Annotated in this window: 12 protein-coding genes, 1 tRNA gene and 1 pseudogene; all 14 read left to right on the forward strand. The window is 52.4% G+C overall.

The genetic code is table 11. The features are described 5' to 3' along the window. Positions 1-102: pseudogene (locus KO508_RS08215) on the forward strand (elongation factor Tu); the annotation flags it as partial. Between the two features lie 66 nt (positions 103-168). After that, positions 169-244: transfer RNA gene (locus KO508_RS08220), tRNA-Trp, on the forward strand. Positions 245-278: 34 nt separating this feature from the next. Further along, positions 279-647, forward strand: coding sequence for a preprotein translocase subunit SecE (gene secE / locus KO508_RS08225; protein ID WP_216007862.1), 369 nt, complete (start codon positions 279-281; stop codon positions 645-647). Positions 648-659: 12 nt separating this feature from the next. Further along, positions 660-1,193, forward strand: a complete 534-nt coding sequence (nusG, locus tag KO508_RS08230; protein ID WP_216007863.1) for a transcription termination/antitermination protein NusG — start codon at positions 660-662, stop codon at positions 1,191-1,193. A gap of 101 nt (positions 1,194-1,294) precedes the next feature. After that, positions 1,295-1,726, forward strand: a complete 432-nt coding sequence (gene rplK / locus KO508_RS08235; RefSeq protein WP_216007864.1) for a 50S ribosomal protein L11 — start codon at positions 1,295-1,297, stop codon at positions 1,724-1,726. A 1-nt stretch (position 1,727) separates the two neighbouring features. After that, positions 1,728-2,426: a 50S ribosomal protein L1 gene (rplA, locus tag KO508_RS08240; protein ID WP_216007865.1), complete on the forward strand. Its 699-nt coding sequence runs from the start codon at positions 1,728-1,730 to the stop codon at positions 2,424-2,426. Positions 2,427-2,657: 231 nt separating this feature from the next. Continuing rightward, the gene (rplJ, locus tag KO508_RS08245; protein WP_216007866.1) at positions 2,658-3,188 is read left to right on the forward strand and encodes a 50S ribosomal protein L10; all 531 of its coding nucleotides are present in this window, start codon (positions 2,658-2,660) and stop codon (positions 3,186-3,188) included. A gap of 39 nt (positions 3,189-3,227) precedes the next feature. Beyond that, on the forward strand, positions 3,228-3,605 hold the full coding sequence (gene rplL / locus KO508_RS08250) for a 50S ribosomal protein L7/L12 (RefSeq protein WP_216007867.1): 378 nt from the start codon (positions 3,228-3,230) through the stop codon (positions 3,603-3,605). A 241-nt stretch (positions 3,606-3,846) separates the two neighbouring features. Then, positions 3,847-7,923: a DNA-directed RNA polymerase subunit beta gene (rpoB, locus tag KO508_RS08255; protein WP_216007868.1), complete on the forward strand. Its 4,077-nt coding sequence runs from the start codon at positions 3,847-3,849 to the stop codon at positions 7,921-7,923. A 76-nt stretch (positions 7,924-7,999) separates the two neighbouring features. Then, complete coding sequence (gene rpoC / locus KO508_RS08260) at positions 8,000-12,214, forward strand: DNA-directed RNA polymerase subunit beta' (protein ID WP_216007869.1); 4,215 nt, start codon at positions 8,000-8,002, stop codon at positions 12,212-12,214. Positions 12,215-12,375: 161 nt separating this feature from the next. Then, complete coding sequence (gene rpsL / locus KO508_RS08265; RefSeq protein ID WP_106670730.1) at positions 12,376-12,750, forward strand: 30S ribosomal protein S12; 375 nt, start codon at positions 12,376-12,378, stop codon at positions 12,748-12,750. A 114-nt stretch (positions 12,751-12,864) separates the two neighbouring features. Beyond that, the gene (gene rpsG / locus KO508_RS08270; protein ID WP_216007870.1) at positions 12,865-13,335 is read left to right on the forward strand and encodes a 30S ribosomal protein S7; all 471 of its coding nucleotides are present in this window, start codon (positions 12,865-12,867) and stop codon (positions 13,333-13,335) included. An 18-nt stretch (positions 13,336-13,353) separates the two neighbouring features. After that, complete coding sequence (gene fusA, locus KO508_RS08275; protein WP_216007871.1) at positions 13,354-15,459, forward strand: elongation factor G; 2,106 nt, start codon at positions 13,354-13,356, stop codon at positions 15,457-15,459. A gap of 35 nt (positions 15,460-15,494) precedes the next feature. Then, a partial coding sequence (locus KO508_RS08280; protein WP_252738006.1) for a GTP-binding protein occupies positions 15,495-15,728 on the forward strand: 234 nt, incomplete at its 3' end.

The following is a 15,728-nucleotide window of genomic DNA, read 5'->3' on the forward strand; positions in this document are numbered from 1 at the left end:
ACGCTGATTGCTCCGATCGCCATGGAAGATGGTCTGCGCTTCGCGATTCGTGAAGGCGGCCGTACCGTTGGTGCCGGCGTCGTCGCTAAGATCCTCGAGTAATACGCTCGATTTTCAGGCGCTCCCTGTGGTGCGCCTGATAGAAAGTGCACTGAGTTGTTTCGGTGCAGGCCAGTAGCTCAATTGGCAGAGCAGCGGTCTCCAAAACCGCAGGTTGGGGGTTCGATTCCCTCCTGGCCTGCCATTTTTTTAACATCCGGATACATAAGTTGATTCCCATGGAGTCAAAAGCCGTTCAGTCAAACAGCCGCTTCGATGTAGTGAAGTGGTTGGTTGTGTTTGTGCTGATTGCCGTTGGTGTTGTTGGTAATCAATATTTCAGCGCCGAGTCTTTGTTGTATCGGGTTCTGGCTCTAGTTGCTCTGGCGGTTGTTGCGGCCTTAGTGGCTTTGCAGACAGATCGCGGTCGACGGTTCGCGACCCTCCTTAAGGAGGCTCGCGTCGAGATCCGGAAAGTGGTGTGGCCCACCAGGCCAGAGCTGGTTCAGACCACGGTTATCGTTGTGGTTTTTGTGCTGGTTGTGTCCCTGTTGTTGTGGGGCATGGATTCGATAATCAGTTGGCTGGTCGCCGGATTCATAGGTTAACAGGAGTGGGCAATGGCTAAGCGCTGGTACGTGGTTCATGCGTATTCTGGCTATGAAAAGCACGTGATGCGCACTCTCATAGAGCGCATTGCGCTTGAAGGTATGGAAGACCAGTTTGGCGAGATTCTGGTTCCTACCGAAGAAGTTGTTGAGATGCGTGACGGGAAAAAACGCAAGAGTGAGCGTAAATTCTATCCTGGGTACGTACTTGTTCAAATGGAGATGGACGACGGCACTTGGCATCTTGTAAAGAATACGCCGAGAGTTCTCGGCTTTATTGGTGGGACTAAGGATAAGCCGGCTCCCATCACAGAGCGTGAGGCTGATGCTATTTTGCGCCGTGTTGAAAGTGGCGTGGATAAGCCCAAGCCCAAGACGTTGTTTGAGCCGGGTGAGGTTGTTCGCGTGATTGAAGGTCCGTTTGCGGATTTCAATGGCGTGGTTGAAGAAGTTGACTACGACAAAAGTCGTGTCAAAGTTGCTGTTTTGATTTTTGGTCGCTCAACTCCAGTAGAGTTGGAGTTTGGTCAGGTCGAGAAAGACTGAGTAGCAGCTTATAATCGGAAGGCTCGCGCGCTTTTGCGTTGCGGGCTTTTTGTGTCTGCAACGGGGAGCTGTAAGGCGTTTGAACCCATAGGAGTGTTTTCATGGCTAAGAAGATAGAAGCATATATTAAGCTTCAGGTTGCTGCCGGTAAGGCCAACCCGAGCCCCCCTGTTGGTCCGGCATTGGGCCAGCGTGGCGTGAATATCATGGAGTTCTGTAAGGCATTTAATGCCCAGACCCAAGATATGGAAGCGGGTCTGCCGATTCCTACTGTTATTACGGTATATAGCGATCGCAGTTTTACGTTTATTACCAAAACGCCGCCTGCTCCGGTCCTTCTTAAGAAGGCTGCTGGTGTTAAGAGTGGCTCTGGACGCCCAAATACCGAGAAGGTTGGTAAGGTGACTCGTGAGCAGCTCGAAGAAATCGCCAAAGCTAAAGAGCCAGATCTGACTGCTGCCGATATGGATGCAGCGGTTCGTACCATTGCTGGAACAGCCCGCAGCATGGGCCTCACCGTGGAGGGCGTGTAATATGTCAAAAATGAGCAAGCGTCAGAAGCTTATTCGTGAAAAGGTTGAATCAGCTCGTTCTTACTCTGTTGACGAGGCAGTATCTCTACTGGTTGAACTAGGTGAAAGTGTAAAGTTCAAGGAATCGGTAGACGTTGCAATCAACCTTGGTGTTGACGCACGTAAATCGGATCAGGTTGTTCGTAGCAGCACCGTATTGCCGCACGGTACGGGCAAGACCGTTCGTGTAGCTGTCTTTACTCAGGGTGCGAATGCCGAGAAAGCGACTGCTGCAGGTGCCGATATAGTCGGAATGGACGATCTCGCCGAAGAAGTCAAAAAAGGCAACATGGATTTCGACGTGGTTATTGCCACTCCGGATGCTATGCGTGTTGTTGGTCAGTTGGGTCAAATTCTTGGGCCCCGGGGTCTAATGCCCAACCCTAAAGTCGGTACTGTTACCCCTGACGTTGAGACAGCGGTTAAAAACGCCAAAGCAGGTCAGGTTCGCTACCGCACAGACAAAAACGGCATCATTCATTCGCCGTTGGGTAACGTTGAATTCTCTGCACAGAACATCAAGGAAAACCTTGAGTCTCTTGTGGCAGATTTGAAAAAGGCCAAGCCTTCGTCTGCGAAAGGTGTGTATCTCAAAAAGATCACCCTGTCGTCGACCATGGGTCCTGGCCTGACTATCGACCAGAGTGGTCTAGACATCTGATCTTTTGGTCGGTAGTTACTTTGTAGTCTGGGCGGAAGCCAAGGCTGTCAAAGACCGCAGGCCCCCGAAGTCTTCTGACTAAAAGGGTTAAAGCAACGCCTGCGCAGACGGTGTGACGACGTTCTCTCTGAACCCAAACACCGTTAAGGCGCCTCAACGAAGCATTTTGATGCTTTTGAGGCAATGATGGGTTTGCCGGGAATACCCCCGGCGAAATCGAGGAGAAATCCAGTGGCAATTAGACTCGAAGACAAGAAAGCGATCGTCGCTGAAGTCAACGAGACTGCCGGTGGTGCTCTGTCTGTGGTTTTGGCTGACTACCGTGGTGTCACCTCTGGTGATATGACGGCTCTGCGTGCCCAAGCTCGTGCCGAGAATGTGCGTCTAAAGGTTGTTCGTAACAATCTGGCTAAGATCGCCATTCGTGGTACCGAGTTTGAGTGCATTGATGAGGCCCTAGTCGGCCCAACCATTTTGGCATTCTCTATGGAAGATCCTGGTGCGGCTGCACGCCTGCTGAAGGATTTCGCTAAAGAGAAAGACGCATTCGAGATTAAAGGACTGGCAGTCGGCGGTGAGCTGATGGGCGCAGACCAAATCGATCGTCTAGCCAAGCTGCCAACACGTCACGAAGCGTTGACGATGCTGGCTGCAGTAACACAGGCACCAATCACCAAGCTGGCACGGACACTGAACGAAGTTCCTTCGAAAGTGACCCGCGCCGTTGCGGCAGTTCGAGACCAGAAGCAAGAAGCTGCTTGATTCTGTTGAACACCATATTTAATTTTTTGGGAGAAAGTCATGGCTCTGTCTAACGAAGACATTTTGAACGCGATTGCAGAAATGAGCGTAATGGACGTTGTTGCGCTAGTTGAAGCAATGGAAGAGAAGTTCGGCGTATCTGCTGCTGCAGCTGTTGCTGCCGCTCCTGCAGCTGCCGGTGGCGACGCTGCCGCTGCTGAAGAGCAGACCGAGTTTGATATTGTTCTGACCGGCGTTGGCGAGAAGAAAGTTAACGTTATCAAGGCTGTTCGTGAACTGACCGGTCTGGGTCTGAAAGAAGCTAAGGAACTGGTTGACGGCGCGCCTTCCACCATCAAGGAAGCTGCGAGCAAAGCAGACGCTGAAGAAGGCAAGAAGAAGCTTGAGGAAGCAGGCGCTTCTGTTGAGCTTAAGTAAGAGTCGGCTGTTGATCGAAACTGCGCGATAAGCGTAGACAGGCTGGTGGCTTTGTGCCACCGGCCTTTTTCTGTTGTATATGCTATAGAGTCTGGTGTTCGTTTGCGGGTTGCTTCAGATCTGTTATCGATTACCAGAGTCTTTGTTCAAGACGGCGCGATAAGCCGAGCAATTCGGCCCCGAAGCAGAACATTGGTTGCTTCTTGATACAAGGTATCAGGTCTAAAGCTGGGGAATGCAGATGACTTACTCCTACACTGAAAAAAAGCGGATCCGCAAAGATTTTAGTAAATTGCCTTCCGTGATGGATGTCCCCTATTTGCTGTCTATTCAGCTGGATTCATTCCGGGACTTCCTGCAAATGGAAGCCGCACCTGGAGATCGTCGGGAAACCGGTCTTCACGCAGCATTCAAATCCGTATTCCCGATTGCCAGCTACTCTGGCAATGCCGCGCTTGAATACGTGAGCTATCGCATCGGCGAGCCCGTATTCGATGTCAAGGAATGCCAGCTTAGGGGCGTAACGTATGCGGCGCCGCTGAGAGTTAAGGTTCGCCTTATCATTTATGATAGGGAGTCGTCCAACAAGGCGATTAAGGACATCAAAGAACAGGAAGTCTACATGGGCGAAATGCCCCTGATGACTGAGAACGGTACCTTCGTTATCAACGGTACCGAGCGTGTTATTGTTTCCCAGCTCCACCGCTCTCCCGGTGTGTTCTTTGATCACGACAAAGGAAAAACCCACTCATCCGGTAAGCTGTTGTATTCGGCTCGGGTTATTCCTTACCGCGGGTCCTGGCTCGATTTCGAATTTGATCCGAAGGATTCCGTTTTCGTTCGCATCGACCGTCGACGCAAGTTGCCAGCGTCGATCCTCCTGCGTGCGCTCGGTTACACCTCCGAGCAAATGCTGGGGATGTTTTTTGATACTAGTAAGTTCAAGCTGGGCGCTGAAACTTGCAAGCTGGAGCTGGTCCCAAGCCGTCTTCGTGGTGATATCGCGACATTTGATATCAAAGACAATGAAGGCAAGTTGATCGTGGAAGAGGGTCGTCGAATCACCGCTCGCCACATCAAGCAGCTGGAAAAGGCAGGCATCAACGAGCTAGAGGTGCCCACTGAGTATCTCTATGGCCGCGTTCTAGCCAAAGATATGGTGGACGAAACCAGCGGTGAAGTGTTGGTTGAGTGCAACGCTGAGCTGAGCGAAGAGGTTGTAAAAACCATTCTGGACGCTGGCGTAAAAGAGATCGAGACGCTTTATACCAACGATCTGGATTGCGGACCGTTTATGTCGGATACCTTGCGTATCGATCCGACACGCAGCCCGCTTGAGGCTCTGGTAGAAATCTATCGCATGATGCGTCCCGGCGAGCCCCCCACCAAGGATTCGGCAGAGAATCTGTTCAATAACCTGTTCTTCTCCGAAGAGCGTTATGATCTCTCTGCAGTCGGTCGCATGAAGCTCAATCGTCGCCTGCGCCGCGAAGAAAGTACCGGTGAAGGCACGCTTACCCACGAAGATATCATTGATGTTCTGAAAACGCTGATTGATATCCGTAATGGTCAGGGTAGCGTTGACGACATCGATAACCTAGGCAACCGTCGTGTTCGTTGTGTAGGCGAGATGGCTGAAAACCAGTTCCGGGTAGGGTTGGTGCGTGTTGAGCGAGCTGTGCGTGAGCGCCTGAGTCTCGCAGAGAGCGAAGGCTTGATGCCTCAGGATTTGATCAACGCCAAGCCGGTTGCGGCTGCGGTTAAAGAATTCTTTGGCTCCAGCCAGCTGTCTCAGTTTATGGACCAAAACAACCCGCTGTCCGAAGTGACTCACAAGCGTCGTATTTCGGCGTTGGGGCCTGGTGGCTTAACACGTGAGCGCGCCGGTTTTGAGGTTCGCGACGTACACCCGACACACTATGGTCGTGTATGCCCGATCGAGACGCCAGAAGGTCCGAACATCGGCCTTATAAACTCGCTGGCTACCTATGCCCGTGCCAACTCTTACGGCTTCCTTGAGAGCCCGTATAGAAAGGTGGTCGACGGCTTGGTTACCGATGAGCTTGTGTATCTATCGGCCATCGAAGAAAGTAATTACGTTATCGCTCAGGCCAGTGCGGCTGTCGATGATGGCATGCGTCTGACGGATGAGCTGGTAACGGTACGTCACCAGAACGAAACCACGGTTATGCCTCCTGAAAGTGTTAACTTCATGGATGTTTCGCCGCGTCAGGTTGTATCTGTTGCCGCTTCATTGATCCCGTTCCTTGAGCACGACGATGCTAACCGGGCTCTCATGGGCGCGAACATGCAACGCCAGGCGGTGCCGACGCTGCGCTCTCAGGTACCTTTGGTGGGAACCGGTGTGGAGCGTACAGTTGCTCAGGACTCGGGTGTTTGCGTGACAGCTCGTCGTGGTGGTGTCATTGAAAGTGTTGATGCTGCCAGAATCGTGGTGCGTGTTAACAACGAAGAAACTGAGGCCGGTGATGCTGGGGTAGATATCTATAACCTCACCAAGTACACCCGCTCTAACCAGAACACCTGCATAAACCAGCGCTCCATCGTCCGTCAGGGTGATGAGATCGCCCGTGGTGACGTATTGGCAGATGGCCCATCGGTTGATCTCGGTGAGCTCGCCCTTGGTCAAAACATGCGTATCGCGTTTATGCCTTGGAACGGTTATAACTTCGAGGACTCCATCCTTATTTCCGAGAAAGTGGTGCAGGAAGATCGCCTGACTACCATCCACATTCAGGAACTAACCTGCGTGGCTCGCGATACTAAGCTTGGTAGCGAAGAAATCACTGCAGATATTCCTAATGTGGGTGAGAGCGCGCTATCTAAGCTCGATGAGTCCGGCATTGTATACATTGGTGCAGAAGTAGGGCCTGGCGACATACTGGTAGGCAAGGTAACACCGAAAGGTGAAACCCAGCTGACTCCGGAGGAGAAGCTGCTGAGGGCTATCTTTGGTGAGAAGGCGTCTGACGTAAAAGACACCTCCTCCCGCGTGCCGACAGGCACTCGCGGTACTGTAATCGACGTTCAGGTATTTACCCGTGACGGTATCGAGAAAGATCAGCGTGCTCAGTCAATCGAAAAAGAGCAGCTGAACCAGTATCGCAAGGACCTTAAGGATGAATATCGCATCGTTGAAGGCGCAACCTTCGAGCGTTTGCTGAATGCACTGAAAGGTCAACAGGTTATCAGTGGTCCTGGCCTGAAAAAAGGCGCAAGCCTTGATGAAGGTTACTTGGCTGAGCTGCCTCGTTCGGACTGGTTCAAGCTTCGCATGCAGGACGAGAGCCTGAATGAGTTGCTGGAGAAGTCTGAACAGGGTCTGGAAGAGCGCACGAAAGAGCATGAAGCGCGCTTTGACGACAAAAAAGGCAAGCTTCAGCAGGGCGACGACCTTGCACCTGGCGTGCTGAAAATCGTTAAGGTCTACCTTGCTATCAAGCGTCGGATCCAGCCAGGCGACAAGATGGCAGGTCGTCACGGTAACAAGGGTGTGATCTCTGCGGTTAAGCCGATTGAAGATATGCCTTACGACGAATTCGGTAATACTGTTGATATCGTTCTGAACCCCTTGGGTGTTCCGTCCCGAATGAACGTTGGTCAGGTTCTTGAGACTCATTTGGGAGCGGCGGCTAAGGGGCTGGGTGAGCGCATCAGCAAAATGCTAGATGAGCAGCGCAAAGTGGCCGAGCTGCGTAAGCTTCTTGATGAGATCTATAACCACTCTGATGAAGTGTTCAAGGTGGACTTGGATTCCCTGAGCGATAAGGAAATCCTTGAGATGTCCCACAACCTGCGCAGCGGCGTTCCTATGGCCACACCAGTGTTTGATGGTGCCAAGGAAGCGGAAGTTAAGCATATGCTTGAGCTTGCAGGCCTGAGTACAACCGGCCAGACCAAGCTTTACGACGGCCGAACAGGGGACGCTTTCGATCGACCGGTGACAGTAGGGTATATGTATATCCTCAAGCTTAACCACCTGATTGATGACAAGATGCACGCCCGTTCCACCGGTTCTTATAGCCTGGTTACCCAGCAACCGCTGGGTGGTAAGGCGCAGTTCGGTGGTCAGCGTTTCGGTGAGATGGAGGTGTGGGCCCTGGAGGCTTACGGTGCGGCGTATACGCTGCAGGAAATGCTCACCGTTAAGTCTGATGACGTGAACGGCAGGACCAAGATGTACAAGAATATTGTCGATGGTGATCATCGCATGGAGCCCGGCATGCCGGAATCCTTCAACGTTCTTGTCAAGGAGATCCGTTCGCTGGGTATCGACATCGAGCTGGAATCTGAGTGAGCCGAATTGTTTTTGGCAGCGTGAGCGGGCACCTGGTGTGCCCGCCCGAGATTAACGCCATCCGGAGCTTTTACTGATGAAAGATTTGCTGAATCTTCTCAAGAGCCAAAACCAAAGTAAGGAATTTGATGCTATCCGTATTGGGTTGGCATCACCGGATATGATCCGTTCCTGGTCCTTTGGTGAAGTAAAGAAGCCTGAGACCATCAACTACCGTACGTTCAAGCCAGAGCGTGACGGCCTTTTCTGTGCCAAGATTTTCGGCCCAATCAAGGATTACGAGTGTCTGTGCGGCAAGTACAAGCGCCTCAAGCATCGCGGTGTTATTTGCGAGAAGTGTGGCGTTGAAGTTGCGTTGGCAAGTGTGCGTCGTGAACGCATGGGCCATATTGAATTGGCCAGCCCGGTCGCTCATATATGGTTCCTGAAGTCATTGCCATCCCGTATCGGTCTGATGCTGGATATGACCTTGCGTGATATTGAACGAGTGCTTTACTTTGAGTCGTTCATTGTGATCGATCCAGGTATGACAACGCTCGAGCGAGGGCAACTGCTCAATGATGAGCAGTACTACGAAGCTTTGGAAGAGTTTGGAGACGAGTTTGATGCCCGTATGGGTGCTGAAGCTGTCAAGGAGCTGCTTGAAGGCATTGACCTGCAAGAGCAAGTTGACCTGCTGCGGGAAGAAATCCCTCAGACCAACTCCGAAACTAAAATCAAAAAGTTCAGTAAGCGCCTGAAAATACTTGAGGCCTTCCTGTACTCCGGCAATAAGCCGGGCGACATGGTTATGACTGTTCTGCCGGTTCTGCCGCCAGACCTGCGCCCGCTAGTGCCACTAGATGGTGGTCGTTTTGCGACGTCCGACCTGAACGACCTGTACCGCCGCGTCATCAACCGAAACAACCGCCTCAAGCGTCTGCTTGAGTTGAACGCTCCGGATATCATCGTGCGCAACGAGAAGCGTATGCTGCAGGAAGCGGTAGATGCTCTGCTGGACAACGGTCGCCGCGGTCGCGCCATAACCGGCACGAACAAGCGCCCGCTCAAGTCCCTTGCCGACATGATCAAGGGTAAACAGGGTCGTTTCCGTCAGAACCTTCTTGGTAAGCGGGTCGATTATTCCGGCCGGTCCGTTATTGTTGTAGGCCCATACCTGCGCCTGCATCAGTGTGGTCTGCCGAAGAAGATGGCCCTTGAGCTGTTTAAGCCGTTCATTTTCTCAAAGCTTGAACACCGTGGCTTGGCCACGACCATCAAAGCTGCGAAGAAGATGGTCGAGCGTGAAGAAGGTGTGGTTTGGGATATTCTTGACGAAGTTATTCGTCAGCACCCCATCATGCTTAACCGCGCGCCGACACTGCACCGTTTGGGCATTCAGGCATTCGAGCCCGTATTGATCGAAGGTAAGGCAATCCAGCTGCACCCGTTGGTGTGTGCGGCCTATAACGCCGACTTCGATGGCGACCAGATGGCGGTACACGTACCGCTGACGCTGGAAGCTCAGTTGGAAGCCCGTGCGTTGATGATGTCTACCAACAACATCCTGTCGCCTGCAAACGGTGAGCCAATCATCGTGCCGTCTCAGGACGTTGTACTTGGGCTTTACTACATGACCCGTGAGCGTAAGAGTGCGCTGGGCGAAGGCATGGTGTTTGCGGACGTCAAAGAAGCGCACCGCGCTTATGGCGCGGGTCAGGTTGACCTGCAGGCCATCGTTAAAGTTCGCGTGAAGGAAGTTGCGATCCTCGAGAATGGGGAGCGTACAGAAGAGTACAAGATCGTGAACACCACGGTGGGTCGCGCCTTGTTGTTTGATATCGTTCCGGATGGCCTTTCCTATGATCTGGTTAATAAGCCAATGGTCAAAAAGGCAATCTCGAACCTTATCAATACTTGCTACCGGGACGCTGGGCTAAAAGAAACTGTTATTTTTGCGGATCAGCTCATGTACACGGGCTATCAGTATGCGACGGTTTCGGGTATCTCGATCGGTTTCAACGACTTCGAAATCCCCCCAGAGAAGTACGAGCTGGTGGATGCTGCTTCACAAGAAGTTAAAGATATCGAAACCCAGTACGCATCAGGTCTTTTGACACAGGGCGAGAAGTACAACAAGGTTATTGATATTTGGTCACGCGCTAATGACAAGGTCTCCAAGGCCATGATGCAGCGTCTGGCTAAAGAAAAGGTTATGGGGCCTGATGGAAACCCTGTTAAGGGTGAAGACGGCGAAGAGCTGATGCAAGAGTCCTTCAACTCCGTCTATATGATGGCGGACTCGGGCGCGCGGGGTTCTGCTGCACAGATTCGTCAGTTGGCCGGCATGCGTGGTTTGATGGCAAAGCCCGATGGTTCCATCATCGAGACGCCGATCACGGCGAACTTCCGTGAAGGATTGAACGTACTTCAGTACTTTATTTCAACCCACGGTGCCCGTAAGGGTCTGGCAGACACCGCATTGAAGACCGCTAACTCCGGTTATTTGACGCGGCGTCTGGTTGATGTATCCCAAGATTTGGTTGTTACCGAAGTGGATTGCGGAACCGAAGAAGGTCTGCTCATGACGCCGCATATCGAAGGCGGTGACGTGGTCGTACCTTTGGGGGACCGTGTTCTAGGTCGAGTGACGGCCCGTGATACCTTTACCCCTACGGATAAGGATAACGCGGTTGTTGCAGCGGGCACGCTGCTGGATGAAAAAACAATCGAAGAGCTTGAAGGTGCGGGTGTGGATGAAGTGTGGGTTCGCTCAGCGATCACCTGTGAAACACGCCACGGCATCTGTTCTAAGTGCTACGGCCGAGATCTGGCCCGTGGCCACCGAGTTAATGTTGGTGAAGCTGTAGGTGTTATTGCTGCGCAATCCATCGGTGAGCCGGGCACCCAGTTGACCATGCGGACGTTCCACATTGGTGGTGCTGCAAGTCGTGCTTCTGCTGTAGACAATGTTCAGGTCAAACACGGTGGCACTGTACGTCTACACAACCTGAAGTCTCTTGAGAAGAGTGATGGCTCTCTGGTTGTTATTTCTCGTTCTTCTGCGTTAGCTATTGCTGATGATCAGGGGCGTGAGAGGGAGTGGTATAAGCTTCCATACGGCGCCGTCCTGTCAGTTAAGAATGGTGATGTGGTTGAGGCTGGTGTTGTGGTTGCCAAGTGGGATCCACACACTCACCCCATCATTGCGGAAGCGGAAGGCACGGCGAAGTTTGTCAACATGGATCAGGGTATTACTGTACGTACCCAAACCGACGAACTCACCGGTTTGTCGACCATGGAGATCATTGATCCGAAGGAGCGTCCGGCGGCCGGTAAGGATATTCGCCCCGCAATCCAGATGGTTGACGAGTCAGGAAACGACGTCGATCTTCCAGGTGGTGGCGCGGCAATTTTCTTCATGCCGGCGAATGCTCTGGTAACCATGGCGAACGGCGCACGTATCGAGCTGGGCGATGTGGTCGCACGTATTCCTCAGGCGAGCTCAAAAACACGAGACATCACCGGTGGTTTGCCACGGGTTGCCGATCTGTTTGAAGCTCGTCGGCCGAAAGAGTCGTCCATTCTTGCTGAAATCAGCGGCATGGTGTCCTTCGGTAAGGAAACTAAGGGCAAGAAGCGTCTGGTTATTACGCCCAAGGATGCAGATCCATACGAGGTTCTGATACCCAAGCATCGCCAAATGAACGTGTTCGAAGGCGAAACGGTTGAGAAAGGCGAAGTAATTTCTGACGGTCCATCCAATCCGCATGATATTTTGCGCCTGTTGGGTGTGGTGGAATTGGCGAAGTACATCACTAACGAAATTCAGGACGTTTATCGCCTGCAGGGTGTTGTCATAAACGATAAACACATTGAGGTTATCGTCCGTCAGATGTTGCGCAAGGTTGAAGTAAGCGATCCCGGTGATACGGAATTGTTGTCTGGTGATCAGCTTGAGATTACCAAGTTGTTGGAAGAGAACGAAAAAGCTCTTGCTGCGGATAAAGAACCCGCAAGGTTTGAGCGCTTGTTGCTTGGTATTACTAAGGCGTCCTTGGCAACTGAGTCGTTTATTTCGGCAGCGTCGTTCCAGGAGACCACTCGGGTGCTTACCGAGGGTGCGGTTACCGGGAAGCGCGATTACTTGCGCGGCCTGAAAGAAAACGTAGTGGTGGGTCGACTGATTCCAGCGGGAACGGGCTTGGCTTATCATGCGGAACGTCGACGTAAGCGCGAACTGGAAGAACAGGGCGTGACAGCGGCGGATGTTGAAGAAGCTCTGAGCGCAGAGCTCAACCGCGGAGGTTGAGCCCGGCGCACCACCTCCGTGTAGTTACTTACTCGGAGGTGGTTAAAAAGAGAGCAGTCATCTTGACTGCGCAGGGTCGCGGGCTTAAACTTGCGACCCTTAATTTTACCCCCTTCATTGGGGGTAAGTTTCATTGATATGGTTTTTTGGAGTTTGCTTACATGGCAACGATTAATCAGTTGGTGCGTAAGCCTCGTAAGCGCAAGGCAGCCAAGAGCGATGTTCCTGCTCTTCAAGCTTGTCCTCAGCGCCGTGGTGTCTGCACTCGTGTGTATACCACAACGCCGAAGAAGCCGAACTCAGCATTGCGTAAAGTGTGCCGTGTTCGTCTAACCAACGGCTTCGAGGTTTCCTCGTACATTGGTGGTGAAGGCCATAACCTTCAGGAGCATAGTGTTGTGCTGATCCGTGGCGGTCGAGTTAAAGACCTTCCGGGTGTGCGCTACCACACTGTTCGCGGAACTCTGGACACCCAAGGTGTGCAGAACCGTAAGCAGGGTCGTTCCAAATACGGTGCTAAACGACCAAAGTCGTAATGTGCTGAAAGAGTGTCTTTTATCGTTGCTTGTCAGAACGGTAAGAGTAAGGCTGAGTAGCCGCCGGCTATCTCAGGGGTTCCTGAAGACCTTTAATTATATAAGGGCTTATCGATGCCTAGAAGAAGAGTTGCAGCTAAGCGGGAAATTATCCCGGATCCGAAATTCGGTAGTGCGCGCCTTGCCAAGTTCATCAACCACGTGATGGAAAGCGGTAAGAAAGCGGTTGCAGAGCGCATTGTTTATGGTGCTTTGACAATTGTTGCCGAAAAGTCAAATGAAGAGCCGATCGACATGTTCGAGAAGGCCCTGGAAAACATCCAGCCGATGGTAGAGGTTAAATCCCGTCGTGTAGGTGGTGCCACTTACCAGGTGCCCGTAGAAGTACGGCCTTCCCGTCAGAACGCGCTGGCTATGCGCTGGCTCGTAGAATTTTCACGGAAGCGCGGCGAGAAGTCCATGGCGCAGCGTCTGGCCGGTGAAATTCTTGACGCCGCTGACAGCAAAGGTGCAGCTGTTAAGAAGCGTGAAGACGTACACCGCATGGCAGAAGCCAACAAGGCGTTCTCTCACTTCCGTTTCTAATCAGCCGAGGTTTATACAGTGGCACGTAAAACGCCGATTAAACGTTACAGAAACATTGGTATCTGTGCGCACGTTGATGCGGGCAAAACCACGACGACCGAGCGTATTCTTTATTACACAGGTCGTAGCCATAAGATGGGTGAGACCCACGATGGCGCGTCTACTACCGACTGGATGGAGCAGGAGCAGGAGCGTGGTATTACCATCACCTCTGCCGCTGTTACGACATTCTGGCAAGGTATGGACAAGCAGTTTGATGAGCATCGAGTCAATATCATCGATACTCCGGGGCACGTAGATTTTACTATCGAAGTTGAGCGTTCCTTGCGAGTTCTCGATGGTGCTGTTGTTGTGTTCTGTGGATCCTCTGGTGTTGAGCCGCAGTCTGAGACCGTATGGCGTCAGGCTAACAAGTATGAAGTTCCGCGTATGGTGTTCGTCAACAAGATGGACCGTGCCGGTGCCGACTTCCTGCGTGTGGTTGAGCAGATCAAGACTCGTCTGGGTGCTACGCCGGTGGCGCTTCAGTTGCCGATTGGTTCCGAGGATCAGTTTGCGGGTATTGTCGATCTTCTTCGCAATAAAGCAATTTATTGGGACGACGCCGACTTGGGCATGACCTATCGTGAGGAAGAGGTTCCTGCCGACATGGTCGACGAAGTTGCCAAGTACCGCGAAGCGTTGGTTGAGGCTGCTGCTGAAGCTAACGAAGAGTACATGGAGAAATATCTGGAAGGCGGCGAGTTGACCCTGGCTGAAATAAAGGCCGGTCTACGCGCGCGCACTCTGGCTAACGAAATTGTTCTGGCTTGCTGTGGCTCAGCGTTCAAGAACAAGGGTGTGCCTGCCGTTCTGGATGCGGTTATCGAATACCTGCCAGCTCCGGACGAAGTTAAGGCCATCCGTGGTGAAGTGGGTGAAGACGGCGCGGAAGAGACTCGCCCCGTTGACGACAAGGCGCCGTTTGCCGCTCTGGCGTTCAAGATTGCCACTGACCCGTTTGTAGGTACTTTGACCTTCTTCCGCGTCTACTCCGGTACGCTGGAGTCCGGTAACTCGGTGTTCAATTCGGTCAAGGGCAAGAAAGAGCGTGTGGGCCGGATGGTTCAGATGCACGCCAACGACCGGGAAGAGATCAAGGAAGTTCTGGCAGGTGATATTGCAGCGGCAATCGGCCTCAAGAACGTTACCACCGGTGACACTTTGTGTGATGAGAATCACAAGATTATTCTTGAGCGTATGGAGTTCCCAGAGCCGGTTATTTCGGTAGCGGTTGAGCCTAAGTCCAAGGCTGATCAGGAAAAGATGGGCGTAGCTTTGGGTAAGCTGGCGCAGGAGGATCCGTCGTTCCGTGTACGTACTGACGAAGAGACTGGCCAAACCATCATTTCCGGCATGGGTGAGCTTCACTTGGATATTCTCGTCGACCGCATGCGTCGAGAGTTCAAAGTAGAAGCTAATATCGGTAAGCCTCAGGTTGCTTATCGTGAGTGCATTCGCAAGTCTGTGGACGTTGAAGGCAAGTTCGTTCGTCAGTCTGGTGGTCGTGGTCAGTATGGTCACGTCAAGGTCCGGATTGATCCGCTGCCGCTGGATCAGGAAGATGCCGAGAACTTTATCTTCGTGAACGAAATCGTTGGTGGTGCTGTTCCTAAGGAGTACATCCCCGCGGTTCAGCAGGGTATCTCGGAGCAGATGCAGAACGGCTGTCTGGCCGGCTATCCGCTGCTGGGTATCAAGGCAACCTTGTACGACGGTTCGTATCACGACGTGGACTCCAACGAAATGGCGTTCAAGGTCGCGGGTTCCATGGCAATGAAAAAAGGTGCCCTGGAAGCGAACCCGGCTCTGCTTGAGCCGATGATGAAGGTTGAGGTTGTAACCCCTGAGGATTACATGGGTGACGTGGTCGGCGATTTGAACCGTCGTCGTGGCCTTATTCAGGGTATGGATGACGGTGTCGCGGGCAAGATTGTGCGCGCTGAGGTTCCGTTGTCGGAAATGTTCGGTTATGCCACGGATTTGCGCTCTGCTACTCAGGGTCGCGCATCCTACGCTATGGAGTTTTCGCGGTATGCGGAAGCGCCAAACAATATTGCCGAAGCAATCATTAATAAGGGTTGATACCCAGGACTTAAGAAACAGGAAGAGGTGTAACTGTGTCTAAATCTAAATTTGAGCGTCTCAAGCCACACCTGAACGTGGGCACCATTGGTCACGTAGACCATGGTAAAACGACTCTGACCGCTGCTCTGACTCGTGTATGTCACGAAGTGTGGGGTACGGGTTCTGCGAGTGCATTCGATCAAATCGATAACGCACCGGAAGAGCGTGCGCGTGGTATCACCATCGCGACCTCCCACGTTGAGTATGATTCTCCAACTCGTCACTAC

Origin of the sequence: Marinobacter salexigens (genome assembly GCF_018860765.1) — a bacterium.
Classification (GTDB): Bacteria; Pseudomonadota; Gammaproteobacteria; order Pseudomonadales; family Oleiphilaceae; genus Marinobacter; species Marinobacter salexigens_A.